This is a genomic window from Desulfofundulus sp. JL263-se (assembly GCF_056316025.1).
In genome coordinates, this window is sequence record NZ_CM149993.1 from 1,765,099 (window position 1) to 1,788,225 (window position 23,127).

A 23,127-nucleotide genomic window follows, 5' to 3' on the forward strand; every position below is an offset into this window, starting at 1 on the left:
CGGAACAAAGGAAAGTAGGTTGTAAACCTTGATTGCCATCATTGACTACGGAATGGGCAACCTTCGCAGCGTAAAAAAGGGATTTGAGAAATGCGGTTACCCGGCCATCACAACCCAAAATCCGGCTGAGGCCAGGGAAGCTGCAGGCCTGGTGGTTCCCGGCGTTGGTGCCTTCGGGGACGCCATGCAAAACCTGCGGGCCTCGGGAATGGACGAAGTTATTCTGGAAGCTGCAAAAACAAATAAGCCGCTGCTTGGAATTTGCCTGGGTTATCAACTTCTCTTCGAGGCCAGTGAAGAATGGGGATTTACCGAAGGTCTGGGTATTTTCCCGGGAAAGGTTCGCCGCCTTCCTCCGGGATTAAAAATACCACACATGGGATGGAACCAGGTGGAAATTGTACAGCCGTGCGCCCTTTTTAAAGACATTCCCGACAATTCTGCATTTTATTTTGTACATTCGTATTATGTTGAGCCGGAACGCAATGATATAATTATCGCCCGGACGGAATATGGCATTAAATTTGCTTCGGTGGCTGGAAGGAATAATGTTTTCGGAATTCAATTTCACCCGGAAAAAAGCAGTGTCTTAGGGCTGCGCATTTTGCAAAACTTTGGGAGGTTGGTTACAAAATGTTAATTATCCCGGCAATAGACCTGCGGGCTGGGAAATGCGTGCGCTTGGTGGAAGGAAGACTGGATATGGAAACCGTTTATTCCGATGAGCCCGCTGCGGTAGCCAGGGTATGGGAGAAAATGGGTGCGGGTTACCTGCACGTAGTTGACCTGGATGGAGCTTTTACCGGTACACCCAAAAACCTTGACGTAATCACTGATATCATCAATTCAGTTAAAATTCCGGTACAAGTGGGCGGAGGCGTACGGGACCTTAATACCGTTGACAAACTGCTGGAAATGGGTGTCTCCCGGGTCATTCTCGGAACAGTGGCGATCATAAATCCCGACCTGGTTGAAGAATGTTGCAACAAATACGGCGAGCGCATTGTTCTGGGCATTGATGCCAGAAACGGCAAGGTTGCCATTGAAGGATGGGGCCTTACTGCCGAAAAGCAAGCGGTGGAACTGGCGTTAGAAATGCAGGAAAAGGGAGTGAAAAGAATTATATTTACCGATATATGGCGGGATGGAACCCTGAAAGGTCCCAATTTACAAGCCATAAAAGATATGGCAAACTCCACAAATTTAAAAATTATCGCCTCAGGAGGAATATCCACCATTGAAGATATCAGCGCCCTTAAGGAGATGGAGCCACTCGGCGTAGAAGGGGTTATCATAGGTAAGGCGCTTTACGCAGGAACGGTAAACCTTCAGGAAGCACTGGCCGTTGCCCGCGGCGAGAAGGCCTGCATATGTTAATGAAGCGTATCATTCCCTGCCTGGATGTTACCGGGGGCAGGGTGGTAAAAGGTACTAATTTTGTCAACCTGCGGGATGCCGGAGATCCGGTAGAATTGGCCGCCCTGTACGACCGGGAAGGTGCCGATGAACTGGTATTCTTAGATATCACGGCATCCCACGAGAAGCGCAAAACAACCCTGGAAATGGTTTACCGTACTGCGGCGGAAGTTTTTATTCCTTATACCGTTGGCGGTGGAATCAGTACTCTAGAAGATATAAGGGCCATTCTCAATGCCGGTGCGGACAAGGTTTCCATTAACACCGCAGCCGTAAAAAATCCCGAAATCATTCGGGATGCGTCAGCCCGGTTCGGCAGCCAGTGCGTTGTTGTGGCCATCGATGCCCGGCAGGTTGGTGAAGAAAAATGGGAAGTTTATATTCACGGGGGCAGAACGCCCACCGGCATTGACGCCATAGAATGGGCCCGCAGGGCGGAAGAACTAGGGGCCGGTGAAATACTCCTTACCAGCATGGACCGGGACGGAACCAAGGACGGGTTTGATATTCCCCTCACCAGAAATGTTGCCCGGGCAGTAAACATTCCCGTAATCGCGTCGGGGGGAGTAGGCAACCTGGAACATATAAAGGAAGGGCTAACCGTTGGGGAAGCCAGCGCAGCCCTGGCGGCTTCCATTTTTCACTTCAGGGAATATTCAATAGAAGAAACCAAGCGGTACTTACATTCACAGGGAATACCGGTGAGATTGCCGGCTAAAGAATAACATATTCGGCAAACGAGGTGTAAAAAACATGCCGTTCGATGTGGACAAGCTTAAGTACAATGAAGCCGGATTGATCCCGGCAATTATTCAGGATGTAAATACCAAAGAAGTATTGATGCTGGCCTACATGAATAAAGAAGCGGTAGTCAAAACACTGGAAACCGGAGAAACCTGGTTCTGGAGCAGGAGCAGGCAAAAGTTCTGGCATAAAGGTGAATCATCCGGAAATATTCAAAAGGTACGGGAAATAACCTGCGATTGCGATGCCGATACTCTCCTGGTACAGGTAGAACAAAAGGGTGCTGCCTGTCATGAAGGATACTACAGCTGCTTCCATAATAAAATAGAATCTGATGGTACAATTTCCATAAAAGGCGAGAGGATTTTTGACCCGGAAGAAGTTTACGGTAAAAAAAAGTAAGCTGGGCAGCCGATGAAGATAATACAAATATTATAGCCGAATTATATAGATTAATTATGGAAAGAAAGCTGCATCTGCCCGATGGTTCTTATACCACATATCTATTTAAGAACGGTTTGGATAAGATATTAAAAAAGGTCGGCGAAGAAGCCACTGAAGTTGTACTGGCCGCAAAAAACAGCGACCGGGAGAATTTAATTCATGAATGTGCCGATTTAACCTATCACTTGCTGGTACTATTAGCCGAGCTGGGAGTAAGCCCCGAAGAGGTAAGTGCTGAACTGAGGAAGAGAAGAAAATAGCCGGGCGCAGGGTCCCGGCTGTTTTTCTTTGCCTGTCCCCTGTAAATTTATTATGATATAATTTTTTCGTCAAAAGGCATCATGGGAGGACTGTTAGTGGATATTTTAGCAGGTTTAAATAAAAACCAGTCTGAAGCAGTACGCCATGTCGACGGGCCTCTTCTGGTTCTCGCCGGGGCGGGTTCCGGCAAAACCAGGGTACTGACAACCCGCATTGCTTATTTAATACAACATAAAAATATTTCCCCCCGCAACATACTGGCCATTACCTTTACCAATAAAGCGGCAGGTGAAATGAAAGAAAGAATAGGGAATATGATCCCCCGGGAAATATCGGAGCTATGGGTGTCAACCTTCCACGCCGCATGCCTGCGCATATTGAGGCGCCAGGCCAGCTTTATGGGGTATACCAATAATTTCGTCATTTATGATGATTCCGACCAACAAACAATCATTAAAGAATGCTTAAAAGAGTTGAATCTGGATGAAAAAAAATTCCCGCCCCGGGCCATATCCGCCGGTATTTCGGCGGCCAAGAATAACCTTAAAACAGCCGCTGAATTCAGGGCCGTTGCCAATGACTTTTTCAAACAAACCGTAGCCGGTGTATATGAGCTTTATGAAAAGAAACTGAAGCAAAACAACGCCCTGGATTTTGATGACTTAATCATGGTTACTATACGGCTGTTTAAATCCAATGAAGCAGTTTTAAACTACTACCAGGAAAAATTCCGCTATATACTGGTAGATGAATACCAGGATACAAACCACGCCCAGTACGTACTGGTGAGCCTTTTAGCCCAAAAGTACCGGAATTTATGCGTGGTGGGCGACCCGGACCAGAGCATCTACCGCTTCCGGGGAGCCAACATGCATAACATATTAAACTTCGAAAAGGATTATCCCGAAGCCCGGGTAATTTTACTGGAACAAAACTACCGCTCCACCCGTACCATTTTGGATAGCGCCAACCAGGTTATCAAAAACAACAAAGTCAGGAAAGAAAAAAACCTTTGGACCAACGGGCCCAAAGGTGAGCCAATCGTAGTATTTACCGGGTACGATGAACACGCTGAAGCCGCCTTTGTGGTGGACAGGATTTTCCGCCTAAAAAATAAGGGATATGCTTACAACGACCTGGCAATACTTTATCGTACCCACGCCCAGTCCAGGATTTTGGAAGAAAAGCTGCTGGCAGCCGGAATTCCCTATACCATGGTGGGAGGTCTCAAATTTTACGAGCGTAAAGAAATAAAGGATTTACTGGCCTACCTCAGGCTAATAGCAAACCCGGCTGACAGGGTGAGCCTGGCCAGGATAATTAATGTTCCCAAAAGGGGTATCGGCAGCGCTTCCCTGGAAAAAATATTAACCTATGCCGGTGAGCGGGGAAATAACCTGGCTAAAGTTCTCGAAAATGCCGGAGAAATTAAAGGACTAACTCCTAAAGCCCGCTCGGCAGTCATTAACCTGGGTGAAGTTTTATCCCTACTCAGGAACAAACTGGATAAAATGACCATTGCGGAACTGGTGGAAGAAACCCTAAGGCGAACAGGTTACCGGCAAGCCCTCGAAAACGAAAATACAGTGGAATCCCGTACCCGCCTCGAAAACCTGCAAGAATTTATTTCCGTAGCCCGGGAATTCGACCGGAAGCAACCGGAGGGAAACCTTGAAGAATTTCTCTCAGAGCTGGCTCTGGTAACCGATATTGATCAATACGACGCTGATTCTGACAAAGTGACCATGATGACACTGCACAGCGCAAAGGGACTGGAATTTCCCATAGTATTTTTGGTGGGCATGGAGGAGGGCGTTTTCCCCCACTCCCGCAGCCTGTACGAACCCGGGGAAATGGAAGAAGAAAGACGCCTTTGCTACGTAGGGATAACCAGGGCCAGGGAACGGCTTTACCTTACCCACTGCCAGCAACGAACTCTATATGGCAACACTAAAAAGAACAAAGCATCAAGGTTTTTGGACGAAATTCCCATGAAGTATTTAACCACCAGGGATCCTTTGGATGATATGCCGGGGAACGAGACGGTCAACCCAGAAACGAATTTCCAAGAGAGTCTTTCTGCATCCCTATCCTTCACACCGGGCGAACGAGTTTACCACCGCAAGTGGGGTAACGGGGTGGTTAAGGATGTGAGGGGTGCGGGAGATAATTTGGAAGTTAAAGTTGACTTCCCCGGCCTGGGCGTCAAAACCCTTTTAGCTCGCTACGCCCCCCTGAAAAAACAACCTTAATCAAAGACTCGAAAACAATGATCAAAATCCAGCCACCAGCGACCAACAACTAACCACTAATTTTGGAGGTGCGTCTTATGGCCGCCGTCCCGGAAAATATCCGCTCCCGGGCGGAAGAATTGCGCAGGGAAATAAACCACCACAATTACCTTTATCACGTACTGGACAAGCCCCAAATCACCGATGCCCAATTCGACGCCCTAATGAAAGAACTGATTGAACTGGAGCAGAAATATCCCGAGTTGGTTACCCCCGATTCCCCTACCCAAAGGGTGGGAGGCAAACCCAGGGAAAGCTTTAAAACAGTTACCCACCGGGTACCCATGCTCAGTTTGGGAAACGCCCTTAAGGAGCAGGAACTGCGGGATTTTGACCGGAGGGTCAAATCAGCCCTTTCTACCGAAAGGGTGGAATACGTTACAGAACTCAAAATTGACGGCCTGGCCGTGTCACTTTTTTACGAAAATGGGCTCCTTGTGCAGGGAGCTACCCGGGGCGACGGAGAAACAGGCGAGGATATAACCGCAAATTTAAAAACCATTCCCAGTATCCCCCTGCGCTTGAAAGATAATATAACCCTGGAAGCCAGGGGCGAGGTTTACATGCCCAAAAGTGCCTTTGCGGAATTAAATAAAGTGCGGGAAGAGGCCGAAAAACCCCTTTTCGCCAATCCCCGCAACGCCGCTGCCGGGTCACTGCGCCAGCTGGACCCCGCAGTAACGGCTTCAAGACATTTAAGCATATTCATATATGGCGTTGGATACACCGAAACCGAAGAATTTGAAAATCACTACCAGTTATTAAATTTCCTGGCGGAGCAGGGCTTTCGCGTAAACCCTCATTATCAGCTGTGCGCTAATATTGATGAGGTTATTAGTTATTGTCAAATCTGGAAGGAAAGGCGTTTTGACCTTGAATACACCATCGACGGCATGGTAATAAAGGTAAATAATCTTGACCAGCAAAGGGCACTGGGAGCCACTTTAAAAAGCCCGCGCTGGGCCATAGCATTTAAGTTTCCGCCGGAAGAGGCAATCACTAAAATAAAAGACATAATTTTAAGGGTGGGGCGGACTGGAGTTTTAACCCCCACGGCAATTTTGGAACCCGTCAGGCTGGCGGGCACCACCGTCAGCAGGGCCACGTTACACAATGAGGATTTTATAAAAGAAAAGGATATCCGCATTGGTGACAGCGTAGTTGTTCACAAAGCCGGGGATATTATTCCCGAAGTGGTGGAGGTAAAAAAGGAAAAGCGTACCGGCAATGAAAAGCCCTTTAAAATGCCCGCCAAGTGCCCTGAATGCGGTGCCGATGTAATCCGCCAGGAAGGAGAGGCCGCCACCCGCTGTACCGGCGCCGCATGCCCGGCCCGGGTCAGAGAAGGGCTTATCCATTTCGCATCCCGGGGAGCCATGGATATAGCGGGCCTGGGCCCAGCCATTATTAACCAGCTTGTGGATGCAGGACTTATAAAAGATTCTGCCGATCTTTACCACCTGCGCAAAGAAGATCTGCTACAGCTGGAAAGAATGGGTCAAAAATCAGCACAAAACCTGCTGGATGCCATTGACAAATCCCGTCAAAATCCCCTCTACCGGCTGATTTTCGGATTGGGCATCCGCCACGTGGGGGAAAGGGCGGCTAAGCTCCTCGCTGAAAGGTTTGACTCCATGGATAACCTGATGCAGGCATCGAAGGATGAGCTAATGGAAATACCGGAAATAGGACCCGCCGTAGCCGAAAGCGTTACCACCTTCTTTGCCCAGGAACAAAACCAAAAATTAATCAGGAAATTGCAGCAGGCCGGGGTAAACATGCGGTCAGCGCGGCTTGATAAATCCAACCGCCCTCTGGAAGGCAAAACCTTTGTCCTCACTGGTACCCTTCAAGGTTACACCCGTAAAGAAGCAAAAGAAAAAATCGAATCCCTGGGAGGTAAGGTATCCTCCAGCGTCAGCAAAAAAACCAATTACGTGGTGGCGGGGGCCAACCCGGGGAGCAAATACGAAAAGGCACAAAAACTTGGCGTTACCATACTGGACGAAGAAGAATTTAATTCCCTTGTGGAAAATAGGGGATAGCTTGCACCGGTAATTCCCCCGCGTTATAATGTTGTCAGTTTTTGATACATAAAGGAAGGTGTTAGTATGATTACAAAGGCCGACGTGGAACACGTTTCCTTACTGGCCCGGCTGGAACTAACCGAATCGGAAAAAGAACTCTATACCAAACAACTGAGCGATATTTTAAAATATGCCCAAAAACTTAATGAGCTGGATACCGAGGGTGTTCCGCCCACTGCTCACGTCCTACCCCTGAAAAATGTATTTCGGGAGGACAAGCCAGGGAAGCATCTGGAAGTAGAAAAAGCGCTGGCCAACGCACCGGACCGGGAAGATAATTTCTTCCGGGTACCTAAGATTGTATAAGTGAAGGGGGGCTGGATTTGTTTGGAATTATTCCGCTTAACCGCACACCGCTTGCATGAAATGCTTGTAAACAAGGAAGTTAGCTCTGAAGAGATTACCCGGGCCGTACTAAACCGCATAGAAGCGTTGGATGAAACCATACGGGCCTATGTTACGGTGACAAAGGAAAAGGCCCTGGAAACGGCCCGCAAAGTCGACCGCAAGATAAAAGAAGGAAAAAAAATTCACCCTCTGGCGGGTATCCCCATTGCAATAAAGGACAATATCTGTACTGAAGGAATACGCACAACCTGTTCATCCAAAGTTCTTTATAATTATATACCGCCATACAACGCCACGGTTGTAGAACACCTGGCGGAAGTGGATGCAGTAATGGTAGGAAAAACCAACATGGATGAATTCGCCATGGGGTCTTCCTGTGAAAACTCGGGGTTCTTCCCTACTTGCAACCCCTGGTCAATGGACCGGGTACCCGGCGGCTCCAGCGGTGGTTCGGCTGCTGCAGTTGCTGCCGATGAAACCATATTAGCCCTGGGGTCTGATACCGGAGGTTCCATCCGTCTCCCGGCGGCCTTCTGTGGTGTAGTGGGAATGAAACCTACTTACGGCGCGGTTTCCCGCTACGGCTTGGTGGCCTTCGCCTCATCCCTGGACCAAATCGGTCCTTTTGGAAAAGATGTAAGGGATTGTGCCCTGTTAATGAATGTAATTTGCAGACACGACCCCATGGATTCCACTTCCGTAAAGTTTGAAGTACCCGATTATACAACTTACCTGATAAATGACGTGAAAGGACTGAAAATAGGCATACCCAGGGAATACATGGGGGAAGGCATTGAGCCGGGAATTAAAAAGGCCATCGAAGAAGCGGCGGAAAAACTGGCCTCCCTGGGGGCTGAAGTGGAAGAGACCAGCCTGCCCCACAGTGAATACGCCCTTCCCGCCTATTATATAATCGCCCCGGCGGAAGCCAGTTCAAACCTTGCCCGCTATGACGGAGTCCGCTATGGCTACCGGGCGGAAGGGGCGGAAGACGTAGTAGACATGTTTAAAAAGACCCGGAGCGAAGGGTTCGGGCCAGAAGTAAAAAGAAGGATAATGCTGGGAACATATGCCCTTTCTGCCGGTTATTACGACGCTTATTACAATAAGGCATTAAAGGTGCGGACCCTGATTAAAAGGGATTTTGACGCTGCCTTTGAAAAATACGATGTCTTGATGTCACCTACCAACCCGGTACTGCCTTTCAAGCGGGGAGAAAAACTGGATGACCCGCTGCAAATGTACATGGTTGATATATGCACCCAGTCGGTGAACCTGGCAGGAATACCGGCCATCTCGGTACCGGCGGGCCTGGTGGACGGGCTGCCGGTTGGCCTGCAGTTTATGGGCAAGCCTTTTGATGAAGGAACTCTCTTGCGCGTGGCCTATACCTTTGAGCAAAACACCGAACACCATAAAAAAAAGCCGAACCTGTAAAGGGGGGAAAAGATTGGCCCGGTATGAATCCGTTATCGGACTGGAAGTACACGTAGAATTAAAAACCAATACCAAAATCTTTTGCGGTTGTAGCACTGAATTCGGAGCCGAACCCAATCACCACGTGTGCCCTGTATGCCTGGGGTTACCCGGAGTCCTACCGGTTTTAAATAAAAAGGCGGTGGAATTCGGTATTCTGGCGGGGCTGGCTTTGAACTGTGAAATAGCCGAATTCTCAAAGTTCGACCGGAAAAATTATTTCTACCCGGATCTTCCCAAGGCTTACCAAATATCTCAATATGACCTTCCACTGGCTCAAAACGGATACCTGGAAATAGATACGGAGGAAGGGACCAAACGTATTGGCATCACCCGGATACACCTGGAGGAAGATGCGGGGAAACTGGTCCACCAGGGTTCCATTTCCACCACACCTTACTCCCTGGTGGATTATAACCGGACCGGTGTACCGCTAATAGAAATAGTATCTGAACCTGACATGCGTTCTCCGGAAGAAGCCAGGGCCTACCTGGAAAAACTCAAAGCCATAATTCAATATACTGAAGTTAGCGATTGTAAAATGCAGGAAGGATCGTTGAGATGTGACGCCAATGTATCGGTAAGGCCCGCTGGCTCAAAAAAATTCGGAACAAAAACAGAAATAAAGAATTTGAATTCCTTTAAGGCTGTGCAACGGGCTTTGGCCTATGAAGTGGCAAGGCAAATTGAAGTATTGGAGGAAGGCGGGCGTATTGTACAGGAAACCAGAACATGGGACGAAGATAAGGGCATAACCCGGCCCCTTCGGAGTAAAGAAGAAGCCCATGATTACAGGTACTTCCCGGAACCCGACCTGGTTCCCGTGGTCATATCAAGGGAATGGGTGGATTCCATAAAAAAACGCCTACCGGAACTGCCCGATGAAAAAAAGAAACGTTATATTGAAAAGTACGGCCTACCGGAATACGATGCCATGGTAATAACGGCCTCGAAAGAGATGGCCACCTACTTTGAAGAATGTATTACCCTGTACCCTAATGCCAAAACAGTAAGCAACTGGATAATGGGTGAGTTGTCCCGCCTGTTGAATGCCAACAATATGGAGATAACCCAGTGCCGTATAAAGCCCGGCCAGCTCGTTGAAATGTTAAAGTTATTGGATAAGGAAACAATTAGCGGTAAGATAGCCAAAACGGTATTCGAAGAAATGTTTGAAACAGGTAAAGACCCGGGTACCATTGTGGAAGAAAAAGGGCTGGTTCAAATTTCCGATGAAGGAGCCATCGAAGCCATCGTTAAGGAAGTTATTGCCAACAATCCCAAGTCAGTACAAGATTACAAAGGCGGTAAGAAAAAGGCCATGGGCTTTTTAGTAGGCCAGGTAATGAAAGCAACCAAGGGCAAGGCCAACCCGCAGTTGGTAAATAAGATTTTACAAGAGAAGTTAGATAATATGTAGTTGTTAAAAATATAGAAAAGCAGGGTGTAGTCACCCTGCTTTTCTATTAAGCTTTCCCCGAACAAGCTTGATCCACCGATACCGAAATCGGCCTGGGAGGCTTGGTAACAAATGTAAGTACTGCAGCTATCAGGAGCAAAATACCGGAAATAATATAACTAGCACCGTATCCGCCGGTAAGGTCAGCCGCACGGCCGCCGATAATGGGCCCGATTAAAGCTGCCGAACCCCAAGCGGTAAAGACAATTCCGTAGTTCAAACCGGCATTCTTAAGTCCGAAGAAGTCGAAGGTAGCTGATGGGAAGAGGGAAAGCAGCGAACCATAAGCTAACCCCGTGAGAATAGAGCCCATCAGCAACAAGGCAGGACTGCTGTAGGTGATAAACAGGAACATATTTGCAGCCTGCAGCAGAAATACCAGGCGCATGGTATTGGTCCGCCCAAGGCTGTCAGACAAGTAACCGGCCAGAATCCTGCCCCCGGCATTGGCTATGGCCAAAACCGCCACCAGAATAAATCCCCAATTTATGTCCCCTTGAATCTGGGATATCTTGGCCAGGTGCCCGATGATTAAGAGACCGGCGGATGCGGCAAAACAATACATCAGCCAGAGCAGATAAAATTGCGGTGTAGAAAGCATTTCTTTAGCGGTGTAATCTCTTCCTGAACTTGCAGTGGCGGCGGCAGCGGTCTTGCGCTTAGGAGCGGGATCCCCGTGGGGCACGTAACCTGGCGGGGGAAAGGATAATAATTGGGCCAAAATTAAGATAATTGCCAAAAACAAAATGCCTTCAATAATAAATGCCTTTCGAATGCCAAATTCGTTAAGAAAATAATTGGTCATGGGAGCAATGTATACCGAAGCTAAACCGAATCCGGCGACCACCAGGCCTGCAATTTGCCCTTTTCTATGCGGGTGAAACCATTTCACCGCCGCCGGAGTGGGAGCAGCATACCCGAATCCCATGCCGGCACCAAGTAAGAAGCCAAATCCAATAGTAGTAAGGGCCACCGACGTGGACAATCCCGCCATTATCATCCCGGCACCGGCCAGTATTCCACCAACGGAAGCAACAACCCTGGGACCGGATTTATCAACCCAGCGCCCGGCAGGTATCATACACAGGGCAAAAATTAAACAAGCCAGGGTATACGGGAACGCCGATTGGGTTTTAGTCCACCCCAATTGGTCAACTAAAGCTTTAGCGAAAACACTCCAGGTATACAAAACCCCCAGTGCAAGGTTAATACCCGTACCGGCAAAAGTAACTGTCCAGGCTTTCGTGGGATTAGGTTGTAATGGATTCATAAGTAACACCTCCAAAATAGAAATATCTTTGTCTGAATTTTCTGATAATTATTTACATACACATCCCTCCTTCTTTAAATTTAGCGCATCACCCCTTGTGTTATTTATTTTAATGTATTTAATACGATAAGAATAATGTTTTTCCGCTAATGACCTAAAATTGACATTTAACTGTTACCCAGCCTATTAAACGACTTTTTCATTTTAATGATTAAGTCCGGCAACCGTTTACCCCTATATTTCAACCATCTTATTAATTTGTATATTGTATTCAACCAATAAAGTCTTTTCATAACCAATTTTTTATGATATTATAGATTTCAAGTTTTTGTGTCCTTTTTGGTGGATGTGTCCCAATTTCCAGCCTTAGCGATGAAAGGATGATGTGCATTATATGGTTGAAAACTTAACTGATAAGAAAATAACTATTGTAGATACTACTCTCCGGGATGGGGAACAGACGGCGGGGGTAGTTTTTGCGAACAGGGAAAAAGTAAGGATTGCCAAATTATTGGACGAAATGGGAGTCCACCAGCTGGAAGTAGGTATCCCCATTATGGGTGGGGATGAAGAAGATGCTATTAAAAAAATATGTCAAGCCGGGCTTAAAGCCAGTATAATGGGCTGGAACCGGCCTGTAATCAAAGATATTGAAGCCTCCCTCCGGTGTGGAGTTGACTCTGTGGCTATATCCATTTCTACCTCGGACATTCATATTAAGCATAAGCTTCGCACCTCCAGGGAATGGGTTCTGGAAAATATGGTCAAGGCTGTGGAATTCGCCAGCAAAGAAGGAATGTATATTTCTGTAAACGCCGAGGATGCTTCCCGCAGTGACATGGACTTCCTAATTAAATTCGCCAAGGCCGCAAAGGAAGCAGGAGCAAACAGGCTACGTTATTGCGATACGGTGGGGATTCTCACACCGCATTTAACCTATACAAACATTAGGAGAATTTTAGAAGAGGTTGACATTGATATTGAAATGCACACTCACAATGATTTCGGCATGGCTACAGCCAATGCTTTAGAAGGCATTCGGGCCGGCGCTACCTACGTGGGAGTTACGGTTATAGGACTTGGAGAGCGTGCCGGTAACGCCGCGCTGGAAGAAGTGGTTATGGCTTTGAAACACCTTTATAAGATAGACCTCGGCATTAAAACGGAAATGTTCCGTGAAGTGGCCGAATACGTCTCCCGGGCTTCAGGTCGCGAGTTGCCGGCCTGGAAAGCTATTGTCGGTTCCAATATGTTTGCCCATGAATCGGGAATTCATGCTGACGGTGCTTTAAAGAATCCTAAAACTTACGAGCCTTTCCTACCCGAAGAGGTCGGCCTGGAAAGGCAGATTGTGGTAGGTAAACATTCAGGCACTGCCGCCTTGAAAGCCAAGTATGCAGAATACGGTATACGCCTTACGGAACACCAGGCGGAAGAGCTGTTACCCGTAATTCGTTCTTACACTGTATCCCTGAAGCGGCCGTTATTTGACAAAGAGCTCGTGTATATTTTTGAAGATTACTACGGTGGAAAGAGGGGTTAAGTTGGGCCAAACAATAATTGAAAAAATACTCTCAGAACACAGTGGACAAAAAGTATATGCCAATGATATCGTAGTGGCCCGGGTTGATTTTATCATGGGCCAGGACGGCACTTCCCCACTGGCCATCAAAGCCTTTGAGGATATGGGCGGTTCGAAAGTTTTTGATCCTGAAAAAATTGCTCTGGTAATTGACCACAGTGCCCCCAGTCCCAACGACGGGGTTTCGGCATTACATAAACTAATGAGGGAATTTGCCCGGTCCCAGGGTGTACACCTGTATGATATAGGGGACGGTGTGTGCCACCAAGTTGTACCCGAAAGCGGGAAAGTGGGCCCGGGTTCCCTGGTTATAGGTGCAGACTCTCATACCTGTACCTACGGCGCCCTTAATGCATTCTCCACCGGGGTGGGTTCAACTGACCTGGCAGGCGGGTTAATTTCCGGTAAAATGTGGTTTAAGGTTCCCGAAACCATAAAATTCATATGTAAGGGGAAACTCCCCCAAGGAGTATTCTCAAAGGATTTAATTCTCTACCTGATTGGTGACGTTACGGCTGACGGAGCTACTTATAAAGCTGTCGAGTTTACCGGTGAAGCCATCAGCTCCCTTTCCATGGACGGTAGATTTACCATATCCAATATGGCCATTGAAATGGGCGCCAAAGCAGGAATTATGGAAGCAGATGAGACAACCTTTAAATGGTTAAGCCAGTTTACGGATAAAAAATTTAAACCTGTACAGCCGGACCCCGATGCTCAATATGCTGAAGTAAAAAAATACGACGTATCAAATCTGGAACCTCAAGTTGCCAAGCCACATACGGTGGATAATGTAAGCCCTGTTTCCGAAGTGGCAGGCACACCTATACAACAGGCGGTACTGGGTACCTGTACAAATGGAAGGCTGGAAGACCTTCGCATTGCCGCCTCCATAGTTAAAGGTCGAAAAGTAAATCCGGACGTGCGTTTCATCGTTGCACCGGCATCCAGACGTATTTATTTAGAGGCCATGCAAGATGGTACCTTGCAAACCCTTGTGGAAGCAGGTGCTGCAGTGGTCACCCCGGGATGCGGCCCATGCGTGGGAACCCACAACGGTATACCGTCGGACGGTGAAAATGTAATTTCCACTGCCAACCGCAATTTCAAAGGCCGGATGGGCAACAGCAATGCCTTTATTTACCTGGGGTCTCCTGCCACTGTAGCAGCATCTGCGCTGACGGGTGAAATCACCGATCCCAGAGAATTTATAAAGTAAAAGTAGGTGTAAGGAATGAAATTTCAAGGTAAAGCACACAAGTTTGGAAATGATGTCAATACGGATTACATTATATCGGGTAAATATAAATTTAAAACATTGGATATGAAAGAGCTGGCCAAACATGTAATGGAAGATCTGGATCCGGATTTTTATAATAAAATATCTGCAGGAGATTTTATCGTTGCGGGCAGCAATTTCGGCTGCGGTTCCTCCCGGGAACAGGCACCCCTGGCAATTAAATATGCGAATATAAGTGTAGTAATTGCCAAATCTTTTGCCCGTATATTCTACCGCAATGCAATTAACACCGGCCTGCCGGTGGTAGAATGCGATACCGACGGCATTGAGACCGGAGACGAGCTGGAAGTCGACCTGGCAGGCGGAATCGTAATTAATAAAACAAAAGGAGAAACCATAAAAGCCAGGCCATTACCGCCGGTAATGATAAAAATTTTGAATGATGGTGGACTGGCCTCGCATTTTAGAAAATACGGCGGGTTTAACCTTTAGAAGGAGGATTAACTGTGGCGCATAAAGTAACCCTCATACCGGGGGATGGCATTGGGCCGGAGATATCTGATGCCGCCCGGCGGGTTATCGATGCAACCGGCGTGGCAATAGATTGGGAAGTTGTTGAGGCCGGGGAAGCGGTCATAGAAAAGTTCGGAACCCCCCTTCCCGAGCATGTACTGGAATCCATTAAGCGCAACGGGACTGCCCTCAAGGGGCCCCTGACCACTCCGGTAGGTAAGGGCTTTCGCAGTGTTAACGTCACCCTTCGCCAGAAACTAAATCTTTACGCCAACGTTCGCCCCGCGCGCAGCCTGCAGGGAATCCCCAGCAGGTACAGTAATGTAGACCTTGTGGTGGTGAGGGAAAACACTGAAGACTTATATGCAGGAATAGAGCATAGTGTGGGCAAGGATGCCGCTGAAAGCATAAAAATTATTACCCGGGAGGCATCCGAAAGGATTTGCAGGTTCGCCTTTGAATTAGCCCGAAAAGAGGGCAGGAAAAAAGTTACCGCCGTTCACAAAGCAAACATAATGAAACTGACTGACGGTTTATTCCTTTCCTGCGCCCGCCGGGTGGCAGAAGAATATCCTGATATCGAATTTGAAGACATGATAGTAGATGCAATGTGTATGAAACTGGTGCAATCCCCTGAAAACTACGATGTACTGGTAATGCCGAATCTTTATGGAGACATTGTAAGTGATTTATGTGCAGGTCTCGTAGGAGGGCTAGGTGTTGCGCCCGGGGCTAATATAGGTACTGACGCAGCTGTTTTTGAACCGGTCCACGGCAGTGCTCCCAAGCATGCCGGCAAAAACCGGGTAAATCCGCTGGCCATTCTGCTTAGCGGTGTAATGATGCTTCAGCACCTGGGAGAAAACCAGGCAGCTGACAGAATCATGCAGGCGGTAAAGGCGGTGCTTGAAGAAAAGCAAAAAGTTACTTATGACCTTGGAGGAAATGCCAGCACCAGTGAAATGGCCGACGCCATCATTGAAAAACTATAGTTATTAAAAAATTTTTTTCAAGCCGGTTTCTAAAAAGAAACCGGCTTTTTTTATGAATAAAAGTCAATAAAAGTTAAAATAATATGTTTGCAACCTTAACTGGAAAATAAAACAGGGAGGTGATTGATTATGGCCCAGATATCTAAATACGGATCGGGAGAGGCGCGCTTAGAGGGCATGCATAAAGATCTATACCCGGGAGGCGTTGTGGTAGACCCATTACCGATTACCAGCGGAGAAGTAATCACCATCCTTTACAACGGCATATTGGCTACCAGTGGGGCCCAGGAAATATATTTACATGCCGGTTATGGCGACTCCAATAACTGGCATGACATAATAGATACCAAAATGTCCCGCACAGGGTGGGGATTTGTAAAAACGATAGAAGTTAAGGATTATAATCAATTTAATTTCTGCTTCCGGGATAACGCTTATAACTGGGATAATAATAATGGACACAATTGGAGTTTCCAAATTCACAATGGATAACACTAAAATAACAATCCCTACCGGGAGTCCGGTAGGGATTATTAACTTCTTCAAACTAACCCGTTATTCATTAACATCCGGTAAGGAGGCCTGGAAATGCGTGTATTGATGCTTTCCTGGGAATATCCCCCCAAAAGCGTGGGAGGGCTAGCACAACACGTTCACGACCTTACCCAGGCATTAGCCGAATTAAAGGTAGAAGTTCACGTGCTGACCTGCGGCACAGCCGGAGCCCCGGAATATGAAAAAACAAAAGGGGTACATATACACCGGGTAAATCCTTATAACATATCTTCCCCGGATTTTGTTACGTGGGTAGCTCAATTTAACGTAGCCATGCTGGAAAAAGCAATTCCCCTGATAAGGGATATCCAGTTTGACCTCCTGCACGCCCATGACTGGCTGGTAACTTACACAGCCAGGGCCTTAAAACATTCTTGCAACCTCCCCCTTATTTGTACCATCCACGCCACTGAATGGGGCCGTAACTACGGGCTCCATAATGATACCCAACGTCATATAAGTGACGTAGAATGGTGGTTGGCTTACGAGTCCTGGCGGGTAATATGTTGTAGCCATTATATGGAAAGGGAATTAATACATATATTTCAAATTCCCCGGGATAAACTGAGGGTAATCCCAAACGGTGTTAATACTGAAAATTTCAAGGTAAAGCAACATAGAACATCCAGAAATAACTTTGCCGCACCGAACGAAAAAATTGTCTTTTACGTGGGCAGACTGGTAAGAGAAAAAGGTGTACAAGTCCTGCTGGATGCCGCCCCAAAAGTCCTTTCAAGACAGCCTAATACAAAATTTATTATTGCCGGTAAAGGACCACATATGGAAGCCCTTCGCCACCAAGTTGCCCGGCTGAACATAGCAAACCGGGTCTACTTTACCGGCTATATAGATGACAATATAAGAAACAGCCTGTATAGCTGGTCCGATGTGGCAGTTTTTCCAAGCCTGTATGAGCCCTTTGGAATTGTAGCATTAGAGGCAATGGCGGCCCGTACGCCGGTAATTGTATCTGATACCGGCGGTCTAAGTGAAATTGTCGTACACGGTGTAGACGGCCTTAAATTTTATCCCGGCAACCCCAATTCACTGGCCGATATGATTTTAAAAATATTTTATGAGCCAGGCCTGGCACAAAAACTTAAAGAGCGAGCTTACCAAAAGGTAGAGCAACATTTCAATTGGTACCACATAGCCGAGGCTACCCTAAATGTTTATAGAGAAGTTTATAACGCCCACCGCAGCCTGACCTTTACCCCCACCTGGCCGACCTGGCTATCTAACCGCTTTTCTAAATTTATAAGCAAGTATCATTAAGCTAGGAGGGAGTTATTATTATGAAAGCAATTATAATGGCCGGCGGAGAAGGCTCTCGTCTTCGTCCCTTAACCTGCGGCAGACCCAAGCCCATGGTTCCGATAATGAATAAGCCCATTATGTCTCATATAGTGAATTTATTAAAAAAGCACGGCCTGCGGGACATAGGTGTCACATTGCAATATATGCCGGAAGCAATTCGCGATTATTTCGGAAAGGGAGCCGAATACGGGGTTAATTTTAAGTATTTTATTGAAGATGTTCCCTTAGGTACTGCCGGGAGCGTAAAAAATGCAGAGAATTTTCTGGATGAGACATTTATAGTTATCAGCGGAGATGCATTAACAGACCTGGACCTTACCCGGGCCGTTGAGTTCCATAAACAAAAAGGGGCAATTGCCACCTTAGTACTAACACGTGTAAACTCTCCTCTTGAATATGGTGTTGTAATAACCGACAATGACGGCCGGGTGCGCCGGTTCCTGGAAAAACCAAGCTGGGGGGAAGTGTTCAGCGATACCGTAAATACCGGAATTTACGTACTGGAACCGGAAGTTCTAAACTTTTTTGAAGCAGGAAAAAAATTTGACTTCAGTAAAGACCTTTTCCCCTTGTTACTGAAAGAAGGACAGCCCTTATACGGGGTAATCCTTCCTGGTTATTGGTGCGACATCGGCAATCTACAACAATATATACAAGCACATAACGATATCCTGAGCGGCAAGGTTAAAGTGGCGATACCAGGCCGTGAAGTGTCTCCCGGCATCTGGGTGGGAGAAAATGCAGAAATACATCCTTCCGCAAAAGTAAAGTCCCCTGCTTTAATCGGAGAAGGAACACGGGTAGACCAGGAAGCGTCTATAGAACCCTTTAGTGTTATAGGAAATAATTGTGCAATCGGCCAAAATTCTTCAATTAAGCGAAGTGTACTTTGGAACAATGTAAACGTCGGTGTCAGTGTATCCTTAAGGGGCACTGTAATCGGCAACCGGGTTCAAATACAGGCAAACGCAGGAATTTACGAAGGGGCAGTTATTGGAAGCGACTGCCACATTAAAGAAAGGAGCCTGGTAAAACCCAATGTAAAGCTTTGGCCGCAAAAAACAGTGGAGGCGGGCTCTATTGTTCAAAACAGCATAATTTGGGGTACCCGGCATACAAAAAGGCTTTTTGGGTTGGAGGGGGTTTCCGGCCTGGTAAATGTGGACTTAACCCCCGAATTTGCCGTAAAACTCGCGGCAGCCTACGCCTCCACCTTGGGCAGCGGGGCTAAAATCGCAATCAGCAGCGACCCTTATAGGGCCTCCAAGTTGTTCAGAGAAGCGGTATCTTGCGGATTACAATCTGCCGGAGCGGAAGTTTATGATTTGGGTACGGGAATTACCCCTATGCACCGCTTCGCTATTAGAAAATTTAATTATTCCGGGGGCATCCACATTAAGATATCGCCAAGACAACCCGAAGCCATAAACATAATTTTAACCAACGAAAAGGGAAGTAACCTGCCGCGGAATAAAGAACGTAAAATAGAGAACGTTATGGCCAGGGAAGATTTTCAGCGCGTTGAACCAAGCCGGGTGCTTCCCAGCCACTTCGTTTCCAACGTTCCTGAAACTTATTTGGAATCAATAATAGAAAGGTTAAATAAAGAAATTATCCGTAATTCCCGGTACAGGGTGGTTATGGCCTATGATCAATTTAGTTTGGGCCGCTTTATAAAACCCCTGTGTAATGAACTCAATATTAAAGTGGAACACTTTGATTTTGGCAGCCATGGGCAACCCCGAAGCTGGCAGGATTATCAAAAACATCTAGACCAATTTACTGATACAGTAGTAAAAAAATCAGCATCCCTGGGAATCATTATGGACCCCAATGCCGACAGGCTTATCCTTGTGGATGACAAAGGAAAAATTATTAAAGATGATTTATTGACCGCCCTCATTGCGTTGATTGTTCTTAAATCCCAAGGCGGAACAGTAATTGTACCTGTAACGGCACCCAAAGCAATAGAATCCCTGGCCCGGAAATATTCCGGAAAAGTAGTTCGTACTAAGACGGCGGTACAGGATTTCCTGGAACAACTCATCTTGGAGGAAGAAAAAAATAACCAAAAGAAAAATACATTCTCTCAATTTCTTATGAATTTTGATGGTCTTTTTACCTATTGTACTTTGTTAGAGTTTATGGCCAGGGAAAATATTTCTTTATCAGCACTTATAGAAGAAATACCCGCTTTCTTTATGGACAAGAGAGATATTTCCGTTCCCTGGGAGGATAAAGGAAAAGTCATTCGCCGCTTAATAGAAGAAAGACCTTCTGAGGAACTGGAATTACTTGACGGGGTAAAAGTATTTCACCCGAATGGCTGGACATTGGTATTACCTGATCCTGAAGAACCGATATGCCGTGTATTTAGCGAAGGCATTACCATGGAAGTTGCTGAATCCCTGTCGGATTTCTACATTGATAAAATTATAAACATAATCGGTGCGGAAGAAGAGGCCGGATAATATTTGAATAAAATAAAGTGGGAAACCGTATAAGTAAAGGTTTCCCACTTTTCGTTTGAATCTTTAGTTGCGAGTCGCACTTGCGCCGGAGCCACTTTGAGATACCGGCTTGGGTTTAATCAAAGGGGATCCCATAGGAATAATGGTACGCTCGAATACCGTATTCAGTACCACGGCAGCAGCGGTATAAAGGCCGAATATTCCAGCAATCAGCAGGGCGGGGCCGGAAATTGCATGCCAGGAATGGGGTAGTATTTCGAGATCCATTAATGCAACCACGGGAACAGCCACATCAAGGGCCAGAACTACTCCCAGCAAGCTTAAAGGTGCTTTAAAGTAACCGGGTGTCCAAGTAAGCAAGGCAATTGCCAGGGCTAGCCAGGCCCAGCCGTCAATCCGGGCGTCAATTTGCCAGCCGTTTACAGCCGCAAAGAATTTAAATATTAGTTCCATTCCTGTCACCAGCATGAAAAAAGCCGAGAAAAAGGTAAAAATGTTTCCTCCGAGGACATTACCATGCTGTAGTTCCATCACGCCAACAATTACCTGCACAACAAATCCACCGAGTAGCCATAAGCCCAAAAGAGGAATACAGGAACCTTCTACCTGCCCGGTATGCACTGCAAAAAATGTGAAGCAAGCCATAGCAAGAGCTACCAAACCCGCTGGCCCCGGATTTGCCGGTCCGTGTCCGTGTGACATATCTTTTCTTATCCTCCTTTTATAAAATATTGTTTAAAATTTTTTAGAAATTTAAAAATTAACCACCTCCTTGTATGATTTGACCAACAGGCAAATTCCCAGTTGGTCATTAAAAACAGTTGCAAAAATTGTGACTTTTTTTAAAATAAAATCGTTAATTGATTATTTTTATACATTAATGGTCTTTATCAAAACCTAAATGGTAAATCAATAAATAAAAAAATTGTTCATTCAAGTATACAATTATTTTTAAAAACAGCTCTATGCCCATAAATAAAAAAGAACCCCATGTATATTGGAGTTCTTTAAAGTGTAAACTATCGTTACCTATTGGCAACATTACTGTTACAATCACTGGCATATAACCGGTAATCAATATCGGGAAATATATTATTTCTCCATTCTAACTCCGATATCCACTGTTCTTCCAGCCGGTTATGTTTTATTTGTTCATAAAGCCCCAAAACATTTAATAAATGCCTTTTGGTTCTTTTTACTGCATAATCCACCATGGTATCGGTACTCATTATAAAAGCCCAATCACTGCTTTGAGCCAACAACAGTTCTCTGGCCGCTTGTTTCAATGCTCTTAACATCAGACCTTCAGCCCGGGGATAATTATTTGCTAATTCAGTCATCCTGTCCGCCGCCATATGTAAATGGCGATAAATCCAATCATTAGCTTGACAAAGCCATACCTCATTATATCCCTTGTTACCCCAAGTTGATGCACAAGGCCGGGCAACCTGATTACAGGGAAACATTCGTAAATAATCGCTGGGAGTAATTAGCTCCAATGTATTTTGTTCATAATGTATTTTTCTTATAAGGTATTCAAGAAATATCGGCCCTTCAAACCACCAGTGTCCGAACAGTTCGGCATCGTAAGGGGCAACTATAAGAGGTGGCCGGTCCATTAAAGTTGATAAATAGGCCACCTGGTGCTCCCGGTTAAACATAAAATTTCCTGCATGTTCAATAGCCTTTTCCCTGGCTTTATGGGGAACATAAGGCTGTTTGTCCTCGGTACGTCCTGTAATCCGGTGGTATTTAAAGCCCGTATGAACGCGAATACCGCTTGGATGAATATAAGGCTTTATATATTCATAATCAAGGTCGTAACCAATATCCCTATAAAATTCGCGATAATTGAAATCCCCCGGATAACCTTCATCAGCGCTCCAAACCTGCTTTGAGGATTCAATATCCCTTCCAAAGGCAGCCACGCCGGTGGGACAATAAATAGGAGCAAATAATCCAAAACGAGGACGGTGGGAAGCGTAAAGAATACCGTGTGAATCAGTAAAAAAGAACCTAAGCCCGAATTCTTTTAATATTTCATCTATACCCGGTGTATAACCACATTCAGGCAGCCATATTCCCTTGGGGGACTGGCCGAAATGACGGGTGTGTAAATCTACGGCCACTCCAATCTGGGCTCTTACGGCATTACGATTTATCATCATAAGGGGCAAAAAACCATGGGTGGCGGCACAGGTAATTATCTCCAACCGGCCTTGTTCCGCTAAATTTTTAAAGGCACGCACCAAATTTCGCCCGTACTGTTCACAAAATACATACCTAGCCCGGTAAAATGTTTCCCGGTACATCAAAGCAGTTTCGTGAAAGGGTGTATTCCTGGTCCTGTAAACTTCCTTTTCAGCCAGCTCGATTAGTTTATTAAGATGTTTTACATAGCGTTCTTGCAGGAGACTGTCAGTAAGCATTGAAACCAGCGGAGGAGATAAGGAAACGGTTAATCTAAAGGGAACGCCCTCTTCAACCAGCCTGTTAAAAGATTCTATTAAAGGTATATAAGTTTCCGTAATGGCCTCAAACAACCATCTTTCTTCCAAACAGTTTTCATCTTCCGGGTGCCGTACATAGGGTAAATGAGCATGTAATACCAAAGCTAAATAACCTTTGGCCACAAAATATCGCTCCTTAAATTAAAAAAAT

At 46.2% G+C, this 23,127-nt stretch carries 20 protein-coding genes; 17 read left to right on the forward strand and 3 right to left on the reverse strand.

Features of this window, described 5'->3' with window-relative positions; translation table 11 throughout:
• Positions 1-28 precede the first annotated feature (28 nt).
• The 10 genes from hisH (at position 29) to gatB (ending at position 10,487) form a co-directional block, all read left to right on the forward strand.
• On the forward strand, positions 29-640 hold the full coding sequence (gene hisH, locus ACX4JR_RS09005) for an imidazole glycerol phosphate synthase subunit HisH (RefSeq protein WP_476057748.1): 612 nt from the start codon (positions 29-31) through the stop codon (positions 638-640).
• The gene (gene hisA, locus ACX4JR_RS09010) at positions 634-1,377 is read left to right on the forward strand and encodes a 1-(5-phosphoribosyl)-5-[(5-phosphoribosylamino)methylideneamino]imidazole-4-carboxamide isomerase (RefSeq protein WP_476057749.1); all 744 of its coding nucleotides are present in this window, start codon (positions 634-636) and stop codon (positions 1,375-1,377) included. Before hisH ends, hisA begins: the two co-directional genes overlap by 7 nt.
• Positions 1,371-2,141 carry an imidazole glycerol phosphate synthase subunit HisF gene (hisF, locus tag ACX4JR_RS09015; RefSeq protein ID WP_476057750.1) on the forward strand — a complete coding sequence of 257 codons (771 nt, stop codon included), beginning with the start codon at positions 1,371-1,373 and terminating at the stop codon, positions 2,139-2,141. Before hisA ends, hisF begins: the two co-directional genes overlap by 7 nt.
• A gap of 28 nt (positions 2,142-2,169) precedes the next feature.
• On the forward strand, positions 2,170-2,562 hold the full coding sequence (hisI, locus tag ACX4JR_RS09020) for a phosphoribosyl-AMP cyclohydrolase (protein ID WP_476057751.1): 393 nt from the start codon (positions 2,170-2,172) through the stop codon (positions 2,560-2,562).
• A 56-nt stretch (positions 2,563-2,618) separates the two neighbouring features.
• Entirely contained in the window at positions 2,619-2,864 is a 246-nt protein-coding gene (hisE, locus tag ACX4JR_RS09025; RefSeq protein WP_476057752.1) for a phosphoribosyl-ATP diphosphatase, read from the forward strand.
• Between the two features lie 96 nt (positions 2,865-2,960).
• Positions 2,961-5,117 (forward strand): DNA helicase PcrA, encoded by a 2,157-nt coding sequence (gene pcrA, locus ACX4JR_RS09030; protein WP_476057753.1) that lies wholly within the window; start codon positions 2,961-2,963, stop codon positions 5,115-5,117.
• 77 nt (positions 5,118-5,194) lie between these two features.
• A complete protein-coding gene (ligA, locus tag ACX4JR_RS09035; protein ID WP_476057754.1) occupies positions 5,195-7,201 on the forward strand; it encodes an NAD-dependent DNA ligase LigA in 2,007 nt (668 codons plus the stop codon).
• A gap of 66 nt (positions 7,202-7,267) precedes the next feature.
• Complete coding sequence (gatC, locus tag ACX4JR_RS09040) at positions 7,268-7,549, forward strand: Asp-tRNA(Asn)/Glu-tRNA(Gln) amidotransferase subunit GatC (RefSeq protein ID WP_476057755.1); 282 nt, start codon at positions 7,268-7,270, stop codon at positions 7,547-7,549.
• A 21-nt stretch (positions 7,550-7,570) separates the two neighbouring features.
• Positions 7,571-9,028, forward strand: coding sequence for an Asp-tRNA(Asn)/Glu-tRNA(Gln) amidotransferase subunit GatA (gene gatA, locus ACX4JR_RS09045; RefSeq protein WP_476057756.1), 1,458 nt, complete (start codon positions 7,571-7,573; stop codon positions 9,026-9,028).
• Positions 9,029-9,041: 13 nt separating this feature from the next.
• Complete coding sequence (gatB, locus tag ACX4JR_RS09050; protein ID WP_476057757.1) at positions 9,042-10,487, forward strand: Asp-tRNA(Asn)/Glu-tRNA(Gln) amidotransferase subunit GatB; 1,446 nt, start codon at positions 9,042-9,044, stop codon at positions 10,485-10,487.
• A 46-nt stretch (positions 10,488-10,533) separates the two neighbouring features.
• Here gatB and ACX4JR_RS09055 read toward each other — a convergent pair whose 3' ends face one another.
• Positions 10,534-11,796, reverse strand: a complete 1,263-nt coding sequence (locus tag ACX4JR_RS09055; protein ID WP_476057758.1) for an L-lactate MFS transporter — start codon at positions 11,794-11,796, stop codon at positions 10,534-10,536.
• Between the two features lie 394 nt (positions 11,797-12,190).
• On the opposite strand from ACX4JR_RS09055, the gene nifV reads away from it, so the two are divergent.
• From nifV to ACX4JR_RS09090, 7 genes are all read left to right on the forward strand, one after another.
• The gene (nifV, locus tag ACX4JR_RS09060) at positions 12,191-13,339 is read left to right on the forward strand and encodes a homocitrate synthase (RefSeq protein ID WP_476057759.1); all 1,149 of its coding nucleotides are present in this window, start codon (positions 12,191-12,193) and stop codon (positions 13,337-13,339) included.
• A gap of 1 nt (position 13,340) precedes the next feature.
• On the forward strand, positions 13,341-14,597 hold the full coding sequence (locus ACX4JR_RS09065; RefSeq protein WP_476057760.1) for a 3-isopropylmalate dehydratase large subunit: 1,257 nt from the start codon (positions 13,341-13,343) through the stop codon (positions 14,595-14,597).
• 15 nt (positions 14,598-14,612) lie between these two features.
• Positions 14,613-15,110, forward strand: a complete 498-nt coding sequence (locus tag ACX4JR_RS09070; RefSeq protein WP_476057761.1) for a 3-isopropylmalate dehydratase small subunit — start codon at positions 14,613-14,615, stop codon at positions 15,108-15,110.
• Positions 15,111-15,124: 14 nt separating this feature from the next.
• Entirely contained in the window at positions 15,125-16,123 is a 999-nt protein-coding gene (locus ACX4JR_RS09075) for an isocitrate dehydrogenase (NAD(+)) (RefSeq protein WP_476057762.1), read from the forward strand.
• Between the two features lie 129 nt (positions 16,124-16,252).
• Positions 16,253-16,615, forward strand: coding sequence for a carbohydrate-binding protein (locus ACX4JR_RS09080; RefSeq protein ID WP_476057763.1), 363 nt, complete (start codon positions 16,253-16,255; stop codon positions 16,613-16,615).
• 96 nt (positions 16,616-16,711) lie between these two features.
• The gene (locus tag ACX4JR_RS09085; RefSeq protein WP_476057764.1) at positions 16,712-17,953 is read left to right on the forward strand and encodes a glycosyltransferase family 4 protein; all 1,242 of its coding nucleotides are present in this window, start codon (positions 16,712-16,714) and stop codon (positions 17,951-17,953) included.
• Positions 17,954-17,973: 20 nt separating this feature from the next.
• The gene (locus ACX4JR_RS09090; protein WP_476057765.1) at positions 17,974-20,466 is read left to right on the forward strand and encodes a sugar phosphate nucleotidyltransferase; all 2,493 of its coding nucleotides are present in this window, start codon (positions 17,974-17,976) and stop codon (positions 20,464-20,466) included.
• A 63-nt stretch (positions 20,467-20,529) separates the two neighbouring features.
• On the opposite strand, the gene ACX4JR_RS09095 is transcribed toward ACX4JR_RS09090, so the two are convergent.
• Both ACX4JR_RS09095 and ACX4JR_RS09100 read right to left on the reverse strand, forming a co-directional pair.
• Entirely contained in the window at positions 20,530-21,168 is a 639-nt protein-coding gene (locus ACX4JR_RS09095) for an acetate uptake transporter family protein (RefSeq protein WP_476057766.1), read from the reverse strand.
• A gap of 323 nt (positions 21,169-21,491) precedes the next feature.
• On the reverse strand, positions 21,492-23,099 hold the full coding sequence (locus ACX4JR_RS09100; protein WP_476057767.1) for a glycoside hydrolase family 57 protein: 1,608 nt from the start codon (positions 23,097-23,099) through the stop codon (positions 21,492-21,494).
• Positions 23,100-23,127 lie beyond the last annotated feature (28 nt).